Here is an 18,921-nt window from a genome sequence, read left to right as displayed (position 1 = left end):
CTGCTCGTTCAGCCGGTGCTTAAAGATGCACCACGTCCGCATCCAACTTGTTATTGACGAGCATAACCGGCAATGCGAACAGAAACGAACATTCAGCAAAACCACCTTTTAGACCACCGCCAAAAAAAAGACAGGCAGCGACTACTGAAAGTCCCTGCCTGCCCTATGGGAAGCGCCCGTAAACCTTACTCCGCCAGCAGCTGGTCGATGGTTTTGTTGAAGTCGGCTTTTTCCTGCTCGTAGTACTTGCCGGTACCGGGGCCGGAGTATCCCGTATGAATCTTGCGCACTTCGCCTTTCTTGTCCAGGAAGATGGTGGTGGGGAAAGCCAGCACCTTGGCCAGCTGCGGCAGGGACTTGCTGGCTTCGGCCGCCGAGGCCTGGCCCGCCACGGCAATATCGTAGCCGATGTTCATGCGCTCCTTCATCTTCAGCAGCTTCTGGGACGCCACTTTCTGGTCAGGCGTGCGCTCGTAGCCCAGACCAATGATTTCGACCCCGCGCTGCTTGTTCTTCTCGTACCAGGGGGCCAGGAAGTTGGTTTCATCCATGCAGTTGGGGCACCAGGAGCCCAGAATCTGCACCACCACCACTTTGCCCGTGTACTTGGGGTCGGTGGGGGAGATGCTGCCGCCTTCGTAGATGTTGGGGAACTTGAAGTCGAGGCGCTTCTGGCCGGGTTTCATGCCGGTCAGGGCGTTGGCGTCGGGTAGCTTGGCGTTGGGGTCGGGCGTAGCGGTCCAGGTTTCGTGGCCTTTCTTGCCGGAGTAGAACTCGCCGAATAGAGTATTAGGGGCGTAGTCTTTCGTAATGTCGATGGGTTCTTTCGGGCCGTTGTGCGCCGTGAAGAGGAAGCCGTGGCTGCCATCGAACGTGCTGAGTTTTAGATTAGCGCCATCCACTTGCCCGGCTAGGTAACGGTAGTCACCAGTCGTGGTCAGGAAAGTGCCGGTTACGTCCGAACCAGTCTGCTTGAAGATGCCGACTGCCGGATAGGTTTCCCCGTCGTCGCCCTTGAAAGTCACTTTCCAGGTGCCATCAAACGAAAGCGGCTTGCTGGCTGCAGCTACGGGAAACAGCTTCTGTGCTCCTTTGGTAGCCGTAAACGCCACCCGGTACGGCTCCTTGCCGTCGTACTTCACCCAGGCGCCTTTCAGCTTGTCGGCCCCATCCTGGCGAACCACCAGCGCGGCATCAAACACGCCCATGCGGATGGTGGTGGAGTCGCCGGCCGAGCTAATTTCGTCCAGCTTCAGGCGCTCCTCGCCGTTGCGCAGCGTTACCACGGGCTTGCCGCCCTGCTCGCTTACTTCAAACAAAAACGGAATTTCCTGCCCTTGCGCTGAAAGTACGCCCCGCCACTTGCCGGCCGTGAGCTGAGGAGCGGTGCCGGTACCCGCCGAAGCGGCGGCAGGTGGAGTAGCGGTGGTTTCGGTGGTGGTAGTAGAATTGGACTGGCAGGCTACCGCGGCCAGCGCGAGTCCGGCCCCGGTTACAGCCTTGCGAAACGAAAAGGCGACGGGCATAGTGAAAGAGGTTATTTGTTCGGGGCTAAACTACGGAGTAGGGTTGATAGTTTAAGGAATACGCCCTTGCCTGGCCAAAACGGCGGCCAAATGCCAAAATATTGGGCTGCGCAACGGGCGGTACCTATATTTGCGTACCTGTCTCTGATAGGCACGTTCTCTCCATCTTTTTCCCTTTCGCATTATGGCGTTTGACTTAGAAATGATCAAGGCCGTGTACGCCGGTATGGGCTCCCGCATCGAAGCGGCCCGTACTGCCGTCGGTCGTCCGCTCACCCTCACGGAAAAAATCCTGTACGCTCACCTGTACGGCGGCACTGTTTCGCAGGCGTTTGAGCGGGGCGTTTCCTACGTCGATTTCGCCCCCGACCGGGTAGCTATGCAGGATGCCACGGCCCAGATGGCGCTGCTCCAGTTCATGCAGGCCGGTAAGCCCCAGGTGGCCGTGCCCAGCACCGTGCACTGTGACCACCTCATTCAGGCCAAAGAAGGCGCCGACGAGGATTTGGCCATTGCCAACGCCGAAAACAAAGAAGTATACGATTTCCTGGCTTCGGTCTCCAATAAGTACGGCATCGGCTTCTGGAAGCCCGGTGCCGGTATCATTCACCAAGTAGTGCTCGAAAACTACGCCTTCCCCGGCGGTATGATGATCGGCACGGACTCGCACACCCCCAACGCGGGCGGCCTCGGCATGATTGCCATTGGCGTAGGTGGCGCCGACGCCGTAGACGTGATGTCGGGCATGGCCTGGGAGCTGAAGTTCCCCAAGGTTATTGGTGTGAAGCTCACCGGCAAGCTGTCGGGATGGGCTTCGGCCAAAGACGTTATCCTGAAAGTAGCGGGCATCCTGACCGTGAAAGGCGGTACGGGTGCTATCGTGGAGTACTTCGGTGAAGGCGCCAACAACCTGTCGGCTACTGGCAAAGGCACCATCTGCAACATGGGCGCTGAAATTGGGGCAACGACCTCGGTGTTCAGCTACGATGAGAAAATGGGCGACTACCTGCGGGGCACCGGCCGCGCCGAAATTGCCGATGCCGCCGCCGCCGTAGCCGCGCACCTGCGCGCCGACGACGAAGTGTACGCCAACCCCGCCAACTTCTACGACCAGCTCATCGAAATCAACCTTTCCGAGCTGGAGCCCTACGTCAACGGCCCATTCACCCCGGATGCTGCCTGGCCAATCTCGCAGTTTGCCGCGGCCGTGAAAGAGCACAACTGGCCCGCCAAGCTGGAAGTCGGCCTCATTGGCTCCTGCACCAACTCTTCCTACGAAGACATTACCCGCGCCGCCAGCATTGCCAAGCAAGCCGCCGACAAAGGCCTGACGGTGCAGGCCGAGTACACCGTAACGCCCGGCTCGGAGCTGGTGCGCTACACCGTGGAGCGCGACGGACTGCTCGACACTTTCGCTCAGATGGGCGGCGTGGTGCTGGCCAACGCCTGCGGACCGTGCATCGGGCAGTGGGCCCGCCACATGGACGACATGAAGCGCCCCAACTCCATCATCACGAGCTTCAACCGCAACTTCGCCAAGCGCAACGATGGCAACCCGAACACCCACGCTTTCGTGGCCTCGCCCGAAATCGTGACGGCCTTTGCCATTGCCGGCGACCTGACCTTCAACCCCCTCACCGATACGCTGACCACCAAAGACGGCCAGCAGGTGCGCTTCGACGAGCCCCAGGGCATTGAGCTGCCCCCCCGCGGCTTCGATGTGGAAGATGCCGGCTATCAGGCGCCCGCCGAAGATGGCTCGGGTGTACAAGTGCTGGTAGCGCCTACTTCCGACCGTTTGCAGCTGCTGGAAGGCTTCAAGCCCTGGGAAGGCACCGACCTGCACGGCCTGCGCCTGCTCATCAAAGCCCAGGGCAAGTGCACCACCGACCACATTTCGATGGCCGGCCCCTGGCTGAAATACCGCGGCCACCTCGACAACATCTCCAACAACATGCTCATCGGGGCAACCAACGCCTTCAACGGCGAGACGAACTCGGTGAAGGATGCCCTGACCTCGGGCACGCCCTATGGCGCCGTGCCGCAGGTAGCCCGCAACTACAAGGCCCAGGGCATCGGGTCGATTGTGGTAGGGGATGAAAACTACGGGGAAGGCTCCTCGCGCGAACACGCGGCTATGGAGCCCCGCCACCTGGGTGTGCGCGCCGTGCTGGTGAAGTCGTTTGCCCGTATCCACGAAACCAACCTCAAGAAGCAGGGCATGCTGGCGCTGACCTTCGCCAACAAGGCCGACTACGACCTGATTGAGGAGGACGATACCATCGACATCCTGGGCCTGACCACGTTCACGCCCGGTCAGCCCCTGCAGATCCGTCTGCACCACGCCGACGGCGACACGGACCTCATCACGGTGAACCACACCTACAATGAAGGCCAGATCGAATGGTTTAAAGCCGGCTCGGCCCTGAACCTGATTCGTCTGAAAGAGTCCGGCGAAGCGCAGTTGTCGCAGAAGTAATTTCTGCGGGCTTCGGCTAACACATGGAAACGGCCGCTTCTCCGGTAGGGGAGGCGGCCGTTTTTATTGTGGAATATAGCCTACGTCGGCATCGAATAGGTAAATATTCTAGTCTGTGTACGATGAAGGGTTACGTATTGGGTTTACTATTGCTCGTAAATGGGTTTTCGGGGATGGCCCAAGGAATGGTTCGGGGCGTGGTACGCTATAAGAAAAGCCTTTTGCCGGGGGCAACAATTGTCGTCATCGGGACAGATACCGGTACTACAACAGACTCTGAAGGCACTTTCGCCATAGAACTTGCGCAGGATTCGGCAACGCTGCAAATCAGCATGATTGGGTTTGTAACGCAAAAAGTGAAAGCAGCTGTGGGCGACACGCTACAAGTGCAATTCAGAGAATCCTGTAGGTGGGATGATCATATAAACTTCGACGTCTTACAGATTGGTCTTTCTGGCGGGGCAAAGTATACGCCACTGGGAGGAAAATGCAGCTACGGTACCTTCCCCTTTTTTAACAATCAGTATTCGGATGTGACACTTGAGGTGGCAGCCGAGTACCAAACAAACCGCCAGCGTACCAATCAAGTAGTGGAATTCGAGGCTGGGGTAGGCCATCTGATTGCTCCTTGCAACTGGCCGACCTTTGGCATTGCCTTGAACTACGCGTTGGTAGAAACGCCCCAGTTTCACTTCGACCGCCGGATGCTGACGATTAATTCCACCGGGTTTTATGTAGGGTACGACCAACTTCTAGTGTCGCTGGGCTTAGGTGCCGCTTCCTATCAGCTAGAAAACGGGCTGTCGAAGAGCTGGGGTATCGAAGCAGGTACCGGCTTTACAAAGTCGGGTAACGTAGCAGATGTAGCGCTGGCAACTAAGCTGGCTTGGTGGCAGCACTACTGGCAATGGAGTAGCTCGCTTACTCTCGATAAACGGCCATTTTCGGCGGGTATTACTTATAAACAACTTGGCCGGCTCTATAGTGAAGTAGGCTTTCAGTTGAGTGTCAGCTTCAGGAACCCTAGCATTAGGTTTGGGTCTAAACCCGAGAAGTAGGCGCGTTAGCTTGGGCTTTTCGGGCAATTACTGCCAGATATCAGGAAGCAGCAGACTGCAAACTATCTTTACTGTCCTCCTGAAATCTTGTTGAAGTATTCTCTGTGTCCTTTCTCCGCGTTTCCCACCTCAGCCTGCAAGAAGCCACCCACCAGGCCCTGACGGACGTCAGCTTCTTGCTGGCCGACGGCCGGCGGCTGGCGGTAGCCGGCGAAACGGGGGCCGGTAAAAGCACCCTGCTGCAAAGTATTGCCGGCCTGATTCAGCCCACCGGAGGAGAAATATGGCTGGAGGAGCGCCGCGTAAAAGGGCCCCAGGAGCAATTGATGCCCGGCCATCAGGGTATAGCCTACCTCTCCCAGCATTCCGAGTTGCCGAAGTTTCTGCGGGTGGAGCAGGTGCTGCGCTATGCCAGCACGTTGCCCGCTCCAGAGGCTGGGGCTTTGTATCAGTTGTGCCGCATCGACCACCTGCTGCTGCGCCGCACCGACCAGGTTTCGGGCGGGGAGCGGCAGCGCATTGCCCTGGCCCGCCTGCTGCTAGCCCGTCCGCGCCTGCTGCTGCTGGATGAGCCCTTCTCCAACCTCGACCGGGGCCACAAGCAGCTGCTCCAGGCTGTATTGCACGATGTAACCACCCAGCTGGGCCTCACCACCCTTCTCGTTTCCCACGACCCGCAGGATACCTTGTCTTGGGCCGATGAGCTGCTGGTACTGGAAAAAGGTGTGTTGGTACAGCAGGCTGCCCCCGAAACCATTTACCGGCAGCCGGTGAGTGCGTACGTGGCGGGTCTTTTTGGGGAGTATAGCTTGCTTTCTGCCGCAGCTTCCCGCCGTCTTACGGGCGACCCAGGCCGGCGCAACCGGCGGCTGCTGGTGCGGCCCGAGCAATTACAGCTGGCCGAGGTAGGAACGCCCGCACTAGTACAGGAAGTCCGGTTCTACGGCAGCTACTACGAAGCGCAACTTACCCTGGCCGGGCAGCCCGTGCGGCTGCGCACCCCGCAGGCCGGCCTGCAAGCGGGCCAAACGGTGTCGGTAGCCCTGGCAGCTGGGGCAGCGTGGTACGTGTAGTTCGAAGGAGGAGCAACGTACGTCGGCTACTATAGCGCAAAAAGGCTTTTTGAGCTTCCGAAGAAGTGCTGGTTTTTGATGCCAGCCTACTTATTACTGCATGCAAAACAGGTACTACAACTGCCTGCCTGGAAGGAAAGGGGGGCTTCTTTTTAATTAAACTTTGAAATACAAAGTACTTTATAATATGTTTGTGACGTTCTGCCTTTTTAACTACCTGATCTGTACGTGATGCGCTCTGTTCTGCAACCCCGGTGGCTATTTTTAGTGAATACATTACCAGTGCTGGTTCTACTGGCTCTGGGCTACGCCCAGTTTTCCCTGATTGAGAGCCTGCTGCCAATAAGCAGTGTGCGCACTTGGTGCTGGCTGGGTGGAAGCTTGGCGGGGCTAGGCCTGCTCACGCTAACCTACGCGGTGCGGCAGATGGTGCGTCGCCGCCCGGTAAGCCTGGGTTATTGTGTGGTGGGGTTGGTAACCACCATCCTATGGCTGCTGGTGGCTATGCAGCAGGATTGGGAGTTGATTCCCTCAGAAATTCCGCGCTGGCTGGTGCCCACGGATGTTTTACTCTATGCCTACACCTTTCTGATGCCTACGCTGGCTCATGCGGTGTTTGTAGCCGTGGTACGCCTCACGCCCGCTAACCAACCTCAGTCGGCCTTACAGAACTTTGGCTTAGCCTTTTTGTCACCTATTCTGTGGGCATGTGCTGTCATATTTTTTTGGGCAGCGTTAGGCCGCTGGGTGCCCATGGCGCTCGAACAAACCCTGATGCGAATAGGCTTTGCGCTGGGCGCGGCCTGCTTCCTGTTTTTTCTGGTGCGCGCCGCTTACATCATGGGCCTGCGCCGGCTAGAACATGGCCTGGGGTTGCACACGGGTTGGAAAGTGCTGGTTGGGCTGGTGATGCCCGTCCTGGGTTTGTTGCTAAACTCCGGTATCCTGCTAGGAAGCTGGACGTGGAAAGAAAGCGGCCTTTTCGGCAATTTCAACAGCTTCTCGTTTTATGCGCTGGCCGTGCTCAACGGCATTTTTGTGAGCTTGCCCCCCTCACCACGTCGGGGCTGGCAACTGCTGCTTATGCTGGGGCGGAGCATTCTGCTGGCGTATACGCTTTATTTCTTTCTGGTATTTCTGCCGTTTCTGCCGCTGGCGCTGCCAGCGGTGCTCCTCTTCGGTTTGGGGCTGTTCATGCTCACACCCTTACTGCTCTTGGTGGTACATGTACAGGCACTTTCCCTCGATTGGCAAACGCTACGCCCCATTACCCCGCGCGCTACGCGTTTAGCCGTGTTGGTAGGGGGCGGGCTGGTGTTGCCGTTGGCTCTCACGCTGTACTACCTGCATGAGCGGCACACGTTGCATCAAGCCCTCAGCTACCGGTACTCCCCCGATTATCAACTGCACCCCAGCCTTGATGAGCAGACGCTTGCCCGTACCCTGCAGCAGGTGCGCCGCAACAAAAACAACCAGGGCGGCCCGTGGGACTCCGGGCAAACGCCCTATCTCTCCCTCTACTTCAACTGGCTGGTGCTCGATAACCTGACGCTGTCGGAAACCAAGCTGGCGGACCTCGAACGAGTATTTATGAGCAAACCGGTAGCAGCGGAGGAGGTGCCTTTTACGCTACCCCCACCGCCTCCCTCATCGTTTCAGCCCGGCATCACCGACCTGACCACCCGCAGTAGCTATGATGCCCGGCAGCAAGCCTGGGTGAGCTGGGTGCACCTGCGCATAGCCAATGCCAACCCGCAGGAGCAGGATGGGGAATTTACGACAACGCTGGAACTGCCCGCCGGCTGCTGGGTCAGCGACTATTACCTGGATATGAACGGGCGGCGTGAGCAAGGTATCCTAGCCGAAAAGAAAGCAGCTGCGTGGGTATATGCCCAGATCCGCAATGAGCGTCGGCAGCGCGACCCGGGCCTGCTCATGTACCAGAAGTCGGGCCAGCTAAGCCTGCACGTGTACCCGGTGGTGGGCGCGGCCGTGCGCACTACCGGCTTGCAGCTGCTGCACCGGGACCCTCTCACGCTGCGTATTGGCCAGCGGCGCGTGGTACTGGGCGACTCGGTAGCAACCCCTCTGCAACCAACTGTGGTGGCAGCGCCGGGTGGGGCCGTGGCTTACGTAAGCCGGGCTGCCAAGCAGCGCCTGCCGCTGGTGCGCCGCCAGCCCTACTATCATTTCCTGCTCGATGTCTCGGCCCGGCAACAAACCGCGGCGGCTACCTATGCTAACCGCCTGCGTCAACACTATGGCTCGGCCGTGCTGAACAACCCACAAACCCGCTTTACGCTGGTCGATGCTTACAGCACGCCCGTAGCCGCAGGCCAAAACTGGCAGGCCGCTCTGCGCGCGCACCAAGGCCGGGGTGGTTTTTACCTCGATGGTGCTCTACGGCGCCTTCTTACGGATACTTACCTGCATCCTGCCGCCACGTATCCCGTACCGGTAATCGTAACAGACTCCCTGCAGCATGCCATTCTCGGGCCTGATCTCGCCGATTTGCGGGCCGCGTACCCTGAGTCGGACGTATTTTACGTGCTGGGTCCAGATGGCGAGCCTGAGCCGCATGCCTTAAGCCGGCGAAGTGCTCAGCCGCTGGATGTAGTGGATCAGATCCGGCCGGTGCGGGCTTGGCCCTCCGCCTTCCAGGCCCGCGCCTATCTCCCCGACGATGGGGCCGGCGAACTGGTCCTGGCTAACCCGGCTGCACCATTAGACCCCGCACTGGCTTCGGCCAACCGCTGGCAAACGGGTTTGCTGCTGCACGGCTATCAGCAATGGCAGGCCTTCCACCCCGAAGTAGAGGAGAGCCAGCGGTGGCCTTTTGTGCAGGCCAGCTTCCGCGCCGGCATTCTTACACCCTTCACGGCGTATCTGGCCCTCGAAAATCCTGCTCAGAAAGAAGCCCTGCGCCGCAAGCAGCAGCAAGTGCTGAACGCCGCCTCGGCCCTGGATCTGGAAGAAGATTCTGCCAATCCTACGGCAGTGCCCATCGACCACTACGCTGGACTTCTGGTAGTTGCTGCGGCCCTGCTGGCGCTGTGGCAGCTGCGCCGTACTGCAGGTTGAAGCCTGGCCGAGCGGGCTATAGCAAGCATGAGCCCGGCTGCTGAAGGATTACGCTAGTTTTGCGGGCATATAGCCGTGGCTCTACTCCTTCTACATGAAACTAGGCATACTCTCTGGTGCTTTATTGTTCATCACCGCCACCAGCCGGGCCCAAACGCCCACTGCTTCAGATACGACCACGGCCCTGCCCGAAGTGACGGTGACGTACCGGGCGGCCGCCCGCACGCCCGTCACGTTTCTCAACCTGAGTGGCCGGGCGCTGGCGGCCCGCAACGTAGGACAGGAGCCGTCGTTTTTGCTCACGGAGACGCCCGCCGTGACGGCCTACTCCGATGCGGGCAGCACCCAGGGCTACGCCTACTTCCGCCTGCGCGGCATCGACCAGACACGCATCAACACGACCCTGGACGGAGTGCCGCTGAATGAGCCCGAAGACCAGGGGGCTTACTTTTCCAATTACCCCGACCTGTTTACCTCCCTGAGCGGACTGCAGCTTCAGCGGGGCGTGGGCACCACCCAGAACGGGGCGGCCAGCTACGGGGGCAGCCTGCAGCTGTTCTCGGCTTCCCTGCTCGATTCGGCCCGGGCCACCCTGGGTGGGGGCTATGGTTCCTTTGGCAGCTACCGGCTGTTTGGGGAGGTAGCCAGCGGACGGCGCGGGCGCGTGGCCGGCTACGCGCGGGCCTCGCAGGTGCACTCCAACGGCTACAAGGACCGCTCGGCCAATACTTCCCGCTCGGTGTACCTGAGTGGGGGGCTGTTCTACGATAAAACCCACTGGAAGCTGAGCGTGCTGGCCGGACAGCAGCGCAACCAGCTGGCCTGGCTGGGCGTGCCCGATTCGGTGTTGCGCAAGAATCGACGTGCCAATGCCAATGGACCGGAGAATGACTTGTTCCGGCAGGCCCTGGTACAACTGCAAAACCAGTGGCGGCCCACCGCCCATGCCGAAGTCAGCACCAGCGTGTACGCCTCGGGCCTGCGCGGGGGCTACGACTTCGACTTAAACAACTTTCTGGGTTTTCCATCCACCAACGAAATGTACCGCTACGATTTTCGCTCAGGGCTGCTGGGGGCTTTTAGCACCTTTACGCACCAGACCCGGCGGTTCACGTGGTCGGTAGGAGGCAACCTGAGCACCTACCAGCGCCGCCACTTGGGCAGCGAGCGGACGACCGGCGAGCTGTACCGCAACACCGGCTACAAGCGCGAAGGCAGCGCCTTTGGCAAGCTGGAGTACCAGGCCGGCCTGCTCACGCTGTTTACGGATGTGCAGGCCCGGGCCGTGCGGTTTCGCTATGCGGGCGACGTGCCCCTGGCGCCGCTGTCGTGGCAGTTTATCAACCCCAAAGCCGGCCTAAGCCTGGCCCTCACCGACCGCACTACGCTGTACTACAGCTGGGGCCGCACCGGCCGGGAACCTACCCGCAACGACCTGTTCGGAGGCAACGACAACCTCTCAGTCGACGAAGACGGGCAGGTCCTGCTCTACAGCACCCGCGCCGAGTACGTGCAGGACCACGAGTTGGGCCTGCGCTACCAAAGTCCTCGGCTTGAAGGCAGTGTGAATACCTATTACATGGATTTTCGGAACGAGATTGTGCTAAACGGCAAGCTAGGCCCCAACGGGTTGGCTTTGACCGACAACGTGGAGCGCAGCTACCGAAGCGGCGTAGAAGCCACGGTGCGCTACCAGCTCACCCCACGGTTTTCTCTGCTCAACAACTCCGCCTTCAACTACAGCCGCATCCGCGAGCAGGCCGAAACCTTTCGGCCAGTTCTTACCCCGGCGGTGCTGCTTAACCAGGAAGCCGCGTACGCCACCGGACCCTGGCAACTGGCCCTGACGGGCCGCTACCAGAGCCACTCCTACCTGGATTTTGCCAACTCCGCTACCGTGGCAGGCTACGTGCTGCTGAACGCTCGCGCGCAGTATGCCTGGCGACAATGGGAGTTCACGCTCTTTGGCAACAACCTCACCAACGCCCGCTACTTCAACACCGGCTACGTGGAGGCCGACGGCACCCGCAAGTACTTCGTGCAGGCCCCGGCCAACATTTACCTGGATGTGAAACTACGCCTCTAGCGTAGTCCCGTTTTAGGTTAAGCGTTAGCTGAGGCCCGCGTAGCCGAAGCCTCTCTGCCTTTTCGTTGAATACTTGTACAAAGCAGTCGGGATACTTCGGCCAGCTCAGCATGACGTTTAATTTAGCATGCTTCGGTTTTTCCATTGCATAGCAAGAGTTCATCAGAAGCGTTATCCGCTATGACGCACGCCTTAGTATTCGGGAAGTTTCTGCCCCTGCACCGGGGGCACTTGGCCCTCATTGACTTTGCCCGCCGCCACTGCGACCACCTAACGGTGCTGGTATGCGCCAGCGACCTGGAGCAATTGCCGGGTAGCGTACGGGCCGGCTGGCTGCGCGAAACTTACGCTGCCCACCCAGAGGTACATGTGCAGGTATTGGACTACCGCGAAAACGAGCTGCCCAACACCTCCGTTTCCTCCGAAGCCGTGGCACACGCGTGGGCCGAGCGGTTTCGGCAGGAGCTGCCCACCGTTAATCTAGTCGTCACTTCGGAGCCGTATGGGGAAATGGTGGCGGCCTGGCTGGGTATCCGGTTTCTGAATTTCGATCCGGCCCGTGTGCAAGTACCTGTTTCCGCCACCGCCATCAGAGCCGACCTACAGGCACATTGGCAGTACCTGCCGGGCAGCGTGCAGGACTATTACCGGCGCACGGTAGCAATTCTGGGTACGGAGTCAACCGGCAAAACCACGCTGACGCAGCAGCTGGCGGCACACTTCGGGGCCTCCTCCGTAGCCGAGGCGGGCCGGGACTTGGTGGCCCACTCGACCGAAATCAGCCGGGCCGACTTGCTGGCGGTGGCCTCGGAACACGCCCGCCGCATTGCGGCGGCCCAGGCCACAGCCGGCCCGCTGCTGCTGCTGGACACCGATGTGCACATCACGCAGTCGTATACCCGGCTGCTGGGCGAAGATTACCTGGAATTGCCGGCCGAGCTGTATGCCATCAACCGGGCCGATCTGTATTTGTACCTGCAAGCCGATGTGCCGCTTGTGGATGATGGTACCCGGCTAAGCCAGACCGAACGGCTGCGGCTGGATGCTTTGCACCGGCAGACGTTGACGCATTTTGGCATCCAATACCACGAAATAGGTGGGGTGTGGCCCGAGCGGTTTGCGCAGGCCGTGCAATTGATTGAGTTGCTGCTGAAGCAGGCGGCTACAGCGTAGCCACCTGCTCCGGCCGGTTCTCGCGCGGTTTCTGCACCAGGTAGTAGAAGGCCAGCACCAGCAGCCCGGCTCCGAACGGCACCAGCGCCAGGTGCTTGCCCGTGACGGAGTGCCACACCAGCACCTCATCGAAGTGAAAGAACTCACTGATCATCCAGTAGGAGTTGGCCGAAATCCAGAGCACAATGGCCAGGTTGTGGGCCAGCTCGGAAACCAGGTGGCGGGTGCGCTAGGTAATCATGATAGCAATAGCCAGGGTGGGCACAACCATGGCCAGGCCCAGGGGCTTCCACACCATGCACCAGCTCACGTCTTTCAGCAGCCAGAACACGATGTGCAGGTTTTCCATGCGCCGGTACGCGGCCGGAATGACGTAGTGGGCGTCGGACGATTCGGTAGCCATTTTTCAGGGGAAATAGGGTTTCAAATGTACACTGCACCGCCGTACTTGCGGCCCGCTATGCCCACCATTTTCACCCACGCCGCCGTAGCCGTTGGCCTCGGCCGCAGCCTCTCTTCCCAGCCGCGCCCCGCGGGCTTCTGGTGGCTCCTGGCCCTGTGCGCCATCCTGCCCGATTTCGATGCCGTGACGTTCAAGCTGGGTATTCCTTACGCAAGTATGTGGGGGCACCGGGGCTTCACGCACTCGTTGGCATTTGCTGCGCTGGCTGGAATTATGCTGGCCTTGCTGGCGCCGGCGCGGTTGCGCGGTACGTTGAGCCGGATAGAGCTGGCGGCTTGGCTGGCGGCAGCCACGGTTTCACACCCACTGCTGGATATGCTCACTAGTGGCGGCCTGGGGGTGGCGCTGCTGGCCCCATTTAGCGGGGAGCGGTACTTTTGGCCATGGCGCCCGGTGCGCGTTTCGCCGGTGGGGGCGGGCTTTTTCTCTTGGCGAGGGGTAGTCACGCTGCTGAGTGAGCTACGCTGGCTGTGGCTGCCTACGCTGCTGGTCCTATTAGCTACGCGGTGGGCCCGCCGAAAAGAACAATAACTTTCGGGCTCTACCTCGTATGAGGGCTGGTCTGCTATATTCAAGCTCAACCGTTCTGAATGCCAAACACGCTAAAAAAAGTATTGAAAGGAGCCGCCTGGACGGGTGGAGGTATCGTGGGTGCAGTAGTCGTATACCTGGCTGCTTCAGCCGCGTTGTCGGCGGTGCCGGTGGGGGAGCGGAGCCAGCCTGAGACGGGCGCCATTGAGGCCTGGGTGCTGTCGAACGGGGTGCACACCGATATTGTCCTGCCCGTGCGCACCCAGTACATCGACTGGAGCCAGCTGGTGCCTTATAGCCACACCCCGGCCGCCGACAGCAGCCGGCAATACGTGGGCTTCGGCTGGGGCGACAAAGGATTTTACCTGAACACGCCTACCTGGGCCGAGCTTAAACCCAGTACCGCCGTGCGCGCCATGTTCTGGATGAGCACCACGGCCATGCATACCACCTTCCACCACCGCCCCCAGGAAGGCCCGCACTGCGTGCGTATTTACCTCAAGCCGGCCGAGTATGAAAAGCTCATTGGCTTTATCCGGAACAGCTTCGAGCCCGATGCCCAGGGCCGGGTGCAGCACATTGCCGGCCACAGCTACGGGCAGTACGACGCTTTTTACGAGGCCCGCCGAACCTATAACCTGTTCTACACCTGCAACACCTGGGCCAATGAGGCCCTAAAGGTGGCCAACCAGCAAGCCGCCCTCTGGACGCCCTTTGACTTCGGCATTTTCTGGCACTACCGGTAGGACCAGCGAAGCCGATGCAAAGGCGGGCAGAAAAAGAAAGCCCGGTTGGGCTGCTTTAAACACGCAGCGCCAACCGGGAAGATGAAAGAGAAATAGGCTGGAACCTAGTTCAGCCAGACTTCGGCGACGGAGCTGAAGCGGTGAGCGGCAAAAGCTCCATAAGGAGCCTCGGCATAAAACCCCAGAACGTGGACCTGGGGCTTGCCAGTGCGGACGTTGCGCCGGTATTGCACGGGGTACACATGGCCTGCCTCCGGCCACTCGCCAACGTAGTCTGCGGGCCGGCTACTAGCATCAATGCACCGCGCAAACTGCTGCACGGGGGCTGGTACAGGAAACTTGACTTTCGACATATCCAAAGATACAAATACAACGGTAAACTAACAAAATTGGCGGTAAAAATATACAGGTTTATTACCAGATAAAAAGCCGTTTATTGGCTATTATTGCCTGATTAATGCTATTTTAATACCAGTTGTACAGGCGCATAGGAGAAACATACGATGTGGGTAAGCTCTTGGATTTGCTAATATTTTTAGTAAATAGCGGCGGCGTAATTCCTGCTGCTACCCATGCATCCATTGTCCTTGTATACCTTGCCCCAGCAACCGTTGGCCTTGGCGCTACCATTGCTGAGCAGCTACTTACCAGCGGGTTTTGCCTCACCCGCTGGTAAGTAGCTGGAGGGGCACCTCGACTTAAACCAGCACCTGATCCGGCACCAGGCGGCTACCTACTTTGCCCGGGTGCGCGGCGACTCTATGCAGGAAGCCGGCATACAGGATGGCGACTTACTGATCATCGACCGCGCCCTCACGCCCGCAAGCGGGCTGGTAGTAGTGGCCGTGGTGGATGGGGAGTTTACCGTGAAGCGGCTACGCCTGGCTAGAGGGCGGGTATGGCTGGAGCCGGCCAACCCCAAGTATCAGCCCCAGGAAATACTGCCCGGAATGAACTTCTCCGTGCGCGGGGTCGTCACCCACGTCATTCATTCCATGAACACTACTGCCGGCTTGCGTGCCGGGGATGGTAATCAGATATCCGCTGAGTAGTTATGGTGGCGCTGGTCGATTGCAGCAACTTTTACGTGTCTTGTGAGCGGGTTTTCCAGCCCCGTCTGGAGGGCCGCCCCGTGGTAGTGCTCAGCAACAACGACGGGTGCGTGCGACCTGTTGCCTGTGAACTCCATAAGCAGGCGTTCTTTAGCTCGGGCTAAAGAATAACTATCTGTCTGGTGCAGAGCCAAATTCTCTGCCGTCCTGATGAGCGGGCGAAAACGCTTTCCCCACTTGCCCGATGTGGCAACCCGGGCGGGTGAAGCGGGAAAGAAAGCGGGTACGTCGGAGACTGGCCGGCTATCCCTGCGAGTGTGAAAGTATGCGTAAGACCTTCTGAATCCATTAATCATCGTTACGTTGAACAAGCTTACCCAGTATAACAAGCTTGCCCAAAAGGGACTGGTTGTCAGGGCTTCGGTATTGCATGACCGACCGAAGCCGCTCATTCACAGCATAACCCGGTGAAACAGTGGGACGCTACGCTTTCGTGAAACAGACAGGTGGAACAGGGAAACCCCGAACCGGCTCTGCTTCGGCAGTGGGCCGCCGGCTACACGCCGGTTCGGGGCAGGATGGCGCAAGAAGCCAACGCCGCCGGGAAAGCCGGCGGATATGCCCACTTGCGCCCGTTGTGTATTGGTAAACGAAGTTAGTAACAGTCAAGACGATGGACACTGTGATGCCACAGATGGATGAATGGAAGGCCCTGCCCTGGAAGAAGCTCCAGCGTACGGTCTTCAGACTGCAAAAACGCATTTACCAGGCCAGCCGCCGGGGCGATACCCGGCAGGTGCGCCAACTCCAAAAACTACTGAGTAAGTCCCGGGCGGCCAAACTCCTGGCCGTCCGCAAAGTCACCCAGGACAACCAGGGCAAGCGCACGGCCGGCATCGACGGGGTGAAATCGCTCACCGACAAGCAACGCCTGCGGCTGGGCCGTCGGCTCTCGTTTCGGTGGGCGGCCAAACCGTTGCGACGGGTCTGGATTCCGAAGCCGGGTTCGGCCGACAAACGCCCCTTGGGCATTCCCGTCATGCGCGACCGGGCCTTGCAGGCGCTGGTCAAGCTGGCGCTGGAACCCGAGTGGGAAGCCCGGTTCGAGCCCAACAGCTACGGCTTCCGGCCCGGCCGGTCGGCGCACGACGCCCTGGCGGCCATCTATACCTGCATCAACCAGCGGGCCAAGTGGGTGCTGGACGCCGACATCGAAAAGTGCTTTGACCGCATCGACCACCCGCGGCTCCTGGCCAAGGTGGATACCGTGCCCCGGTTCCGCCGCCTGCTCAAGGGCTGGCTGCGGGCCGGCGTGCTGGAGGGCGACGTGTTTCAGCCCGTCGAGGCCGGGACCCCGCAAGGCGGGGTTATCTCGCCGCTGCTGGCCAACATCGCCCTCCACGGCATGGAAACGGTCCTCCGGACGCACTTCCGACAACGGCGCATCAGCCCCACCCGCCTGAGCCCGAAAGTGACGCTGATTCGCTACGCCGACGACTTCGTGGTCCTCCACGAAGACCGCGCCGTGGTGGAAGCCTGTCAGCAACTACTCGCGGACTGGTTGGCGCCGTTGGGACTGGCCATGAAGCCCGCCAAAACCCGGCTGGTGCACACGCGGCACGCCACGGCCGAGCACCCGGCGGGCTTCGATTTCCTGGGGACCACCGTGCGGCAGTTTGTGGTGGGACGGACCCATTCGGGCAAGGACCAACAGGGGCACCTGTTGGGCTTCAAGACGTTAATCAAGCCCTCGCGCACGGCGCAGCACCGGCACGGCCAGCGGCTGCGGGACATCCTGTTTCGGCAACGGGCTTCGCCCCAACAGGCGCTGATTCGGGAGCTGAACCCGGTCATCCGGGGCTGGAGCCAGTACTACGCCGGTGTGGTGGCCAGAGACGTCTTCTCCCGCATGGACTACGTGCTCTACCACGGGCTGCGCCGCTGGGCCATGCGCCGGCACGGCGGCAAGCACCGCCGACGCATCGTGCGCAAGTACTGGCGGTTGGAGCAGGGCAGTTGGAACTTTGCCACCCCGGCCGGGGTGCAACTCCGCTACCACAGCTTCACCCGCATCCAGCGCCACGTCAAGGTGGCGGGCACCCGCTCGCCCTTTGATGGCGACTGGCCGTACTGGGGCGCGCGACTGCGGCAGTACCACGGCCTGGACCGGCGCACCTGCCTGCTGCTGAAGCAGCAAGCCGGGCGCTGCGCGTGGTGCCACCTGTGCTTCACGGACACGGATGTGCTCGAAAAGGACCACCGCGTGCCCCGAATACGCGGCGGGAAGGAGGAGTTGACGAATCTACAGCTGCTGCACCGGCATTGTCACCACCAAAAGACGAAGCAGGACGGCAGCCTGGCAGCTCGCGGTAGCGGTGCACAACGAGGAGCCGTGTGAGGTGAAAGTCTCACGCACGGTTCTGAAGTGGCAGCCGGGGGAGCGATTCCCCGGCTGACCATAACCTTATTTCCCGCTCGGATGAAGCCAAACAGCTAGGTTTTGCTATGGGAGAGGCCTATTTCCAGGCGCGGGGCCGTCTGCGTGAGCACGGCGTAACGGTATTCTCCTCCAACTATCCGCTCTACGGCGATATGAGCCGGCGCGTCATGACCATCCTCTCGCAGTTTTCGCCGGAGGTAGAGGTGTACTCCATAGATGAGTCGTTTCTGAACCTGGAGGGGCTGCGCTACTGCGCCCCCGAGGGCCTGCAGGCATATGCCCATCGGATTCGGCACACCGTGCGGCAGCAAACCGGCATTCCAACGGCTATTGGCATAGCTCCCACCAAGGTGCTGGCTAAGCTGGCCAACCGGCTGGCCCGCCAACTACCGGAAACGGAGCGGGTGTGCTTGCTGGCTACGCTGGAGCAGCAGCGGGCGGCGCTGGCCAGCACGCCGGTAGAAAATGTCTGGGGCATAGGTCGCCGATACGCCGCTAAACTGCGCTTGCACCAGGTGGGCACCGCCGCCGAGCTAGCAGCAATGCCCGAAGCCTGGGTAAGGCGTCACCTAGGCGGCGTGGCCGGGGTGCGCCTGTGGCGAGAACTGCGGGGTGAGAAAACGCTTTCGTGGCACGGCGAAAATCTGCTACCCGAGGAAGGCGAAAAAACCGAGCTGGCGCGGCCAAGGCACAGCGTGATCTGCACCCGCAGCTTTGGCAAGCCGCAAACGGCGCTGGGCCCCCTGCAGGAGGCCATTGCCACCCACGTGGGCCGCGCAGCCGAGAAGCTACGGCAGCAGCAACGGGTAGCGCATCTGCTAACCGTGCTCCTGGGCCGCGACCGGTACACCGGGGAGCCCGGGCCTTACACGCTATCCACGGTAGTACCCCTGCTGGTAGCCACCAACGACACCCTGTCTTTGACCAAGGCCGCTTTGCGAGGCCTGCGGCAGTTGCGCCAGCCCGGAGTGGCCTATACCCGGGCCGGGGTTCTGCTCACCGGGCTAGAGCCCGCCGGCCAGCCCCAGCTGAGCTTATTCAGCGCGGGCGAAACGGAGCAGAGCGCCGCCTTGATGTCTACCTTTGACGCCCTGAACGCGCGTTTTGGCCGCGGAACCGTGCGCTTGGCGGCCAGCGGCCTGGACCCCAGCGCCTTTCGCTCCCCGGCCTACACCACCGACTGGCAGCAGCTCTGGCATATTTAGGCCAGGCG

General features: G+C 60.5%; 15 protein-coding genes and 1 pseudogene. 12 read left to right on the top strand and 4 right to left on the bottom strand.

The window, feature by feature from the left end:
- Positions 1-185 precede the first annotated feature (185 nt).
- Positions 186-1,526: a TlpA family protein disulfide reductase gene (locus tag FY528_RS08280; RefSeq protein ID WP_149070519.1), complete on the bottom strand. Its 1,341-nt coding sequence runs from the start codon at positions 1,524-1,526 to the stop codon at positions 186-188.
- Positions 1,527-1,710: 184 nt separating this feature from the next.
- On the opposite strand from FY528_RS08280, the gene FY528_RS08275 reads away from it, so the two are divergent.
- The 6 genes from FY528_RS08275 to FY528_RS08250 all read left to right on the top strand — a co-directional run bounded on the left by FY528_RS08275 (position 1,711) and on the right by FY528_RS08250 (position 12,476).
- Positions 1,711-4,005 (top strand): aconitate hydratase, encoded by a 2,295-nt coding sequence (locus FY528_RS08275; protein ID WP_149070518.1) that lies wholly within the window; start codon positions 1,711-1,713, stop codon positions 4,003-4,005.
- A gap of 23 nt (positions 4,006-4,028) precedes the next feature.
- Entirely contained in the window at positions 4,029-5,063 is a 1,035-nt protein-coding gene (locus FY528_RS08270; protein ID WP_149070517.1) for a carboxypeptidase-like regulatory domain-containing protein, read from the top strand.
- A 104-nt stretch (positions 5,064-5,167) separates the two neighbouring features.
- Positions 5,168-6,136 carry an ATP-binding cassette domain-containing protein gene (locus tag FY528_RS08265; protein WP_149070516.1) on the top strand — a complete coding sequence of 323 codons (969 nt, stop codon included), beginning with the start codon at positions 5,168-5,170 and terminating at the stop codon, positions 6,134-6,136.
- A gap of 231 nt (positions 6,137-6,367) precedes the next feature.
- On the top strand, positions 6,368-9,217 hold the full coding sequence (locus FY528_RS08260; protein WP_149070515.1) for an MSEP-CTERM sorting domain-containing protein: 2,850 nt from the start codon (positions 6,368-6,370) through the stop codon (positions 9,215-9,217).
- 94 nt (positions 9,218-9,311) lie between these two features.
- Entirely contained in the window at positions 9,312-11,303 is a 1,992-nt protein-coding gene (locus FY528_RS08255) for a TonB-dependent receptor (protein ID WP_149070514.1), read from the top strand.
- 180 nt (positions 11,304-11,483) lie between these two features.
- The gene (locus FY528_RS08250) at positions 11,484-12,476 is read left to right on the top strand and encodes an AAA family ATPase (protein ID WP_149070513.1); all 993 of its coding nucleotides are present in this window, start codon (positions 11,484-11,486) and stop codon (positions 12,474-12,476) included.
- Here the strand turns inward: FY528_RS08250 and FY528_RS21425 are convergent.
- Positions 12,466-12,660: a hypothetical protein gene (locus FY528_RS21425; protein WP_222931796.1), complete on the bottom strand. Its 195-nt coding sequence runs from the start codon at positions 12,658-12,660 to the stop codon at positions 12,466-12,468. The two genes, FY528_RS08250 and FY528_RS21425, sit on opposite strands and share 11 nt — an antisense overlap.
- 45 nt (positions 12,661-12,705) lie before the next feature.
- Complete coding sequence (locus FY528_RS21420; protein ID WP_222931795.1) at positions 12,706-12,879, bottom strand: hypothetical protein; 174 nt, start codon at positions 12,877-12,879, stop codon at positions 12,706-12,708.
- Positions 12,880-12,936: 57 nt separating this feature from the next.
- Here FY528_RS21420 and FY528_RS08240 point away from each other — a divergent pair, with 57 nt between their 5' ends.
- Together FY528_RS08240 and FY528_RS08235 are read left to right on the top strand one after the other, a co-directional pair.
- Complete coding sequence (locus FY528_RS08240; protein WP_149070512.1) at positions 12,937-13,470, top strand: metal-dependent hydrolase; 534 nt, start codon at positions 12,937-12,939, stop codon at positions 13,468-13,470.
- Positions 13,471-13,529: 59 nt separating this feature from the next.
- Positions 13,530-14,216 carry a TIGR02117 family protein gene (locus tag FY528_RS08235; RefSeq protein WP_149070511.1) on the top strand — a complete coding sequence of 229 codons (687 nt, stop codon included), beginning with the start codon at positions 13,530-13,532 and terminating at the stop codon, positions 14,214-14,216.
- A gap of 104 nt (positions 14,217-14,320) precedes the next feature.
- Here FY528_RS08235 and FY528_RS08230 read toward each other — a convergent pair whose 3' ends face one another.
- A complete protein-coding gene (locus FY528_RS08230) occupies positions 14,321-14,569 on the bottom strand; it encodes a hypothetical protein (RefSeq protein ID WP_149070510.1) in 249 nt (82 codons plus the stop codon).
- A 327-nt stretch (positions 14,570-14,896) separates the two neighbouring features.
- On the opposite strand from FY528_RS08230, the gene FY528_RS08225 reads away from it, so the two are divergent.
- The 4 genes and pseudogenes from FY528_RS08225 to FY528_RS21810 all read left to right on the top strand — a co-directional run bounded on the left by FY528_RS08225 (position 14,897) and on the right by FY528_RS21810 (position 18,913).
- Entirely contained in the window at positions 14,897-15,268 is a 372-nt protein-coding gene (locus FY528_RS08225) for a LexA family protein (protein ID WP_222931798.1), read from the top strand.
- 2 nt (positions 15,269-15,270) lie between these two features.
- Positions 15,271-15,381, top strand: a pseudogene (locus FY528_RS08220) (Y-family DNA polymerase); the annotation flags it as partial.
- Positions 15,382-15,941: 560 nt separating this feature from the next.
- Positions 15,942-17,666, top strand: a complete 1,725-nt coding sequence (gene ltrA / locus FY528_RS08215) for a group II intron reverse transcriptase/maturase (protein ID WP_149070509.1) — start codon at positions 15,942-15,944, stop codon at positions 17,664-17,666.
- 68 nt (positions 17,667-17,734) lie between these two features.
- The gene (locus FY528_RS21810; RefSeq protein WP_373281612.1) at positions 17,735-18,913 is read left to right on the top strand and encodes a Y-family DNA polymerase; all 1,179 of its coding nucleotides are present in this window, start codon (positions 17,735-17,737) and stop codon (positions 18,911-18,913) included.
- The last annotated feature ends 8 nt before the right edge of the window (positions 18,914-18,921 follow it).

The organism is Hymenobacter lutimineralis, assembly GCF_008271285.1.
Taxonomy (GTDB): Bacteria; Bacteroidota; Bacteroidia; order Cytophagales; family Hymenobacteraceae; genus Hymenobacter; species Hymenobacter lutimineralis.
Note: the sequence above shows the minus strand (reverse complement) of the source record. Positions and strands in the feature narration are given on the sequence as shown.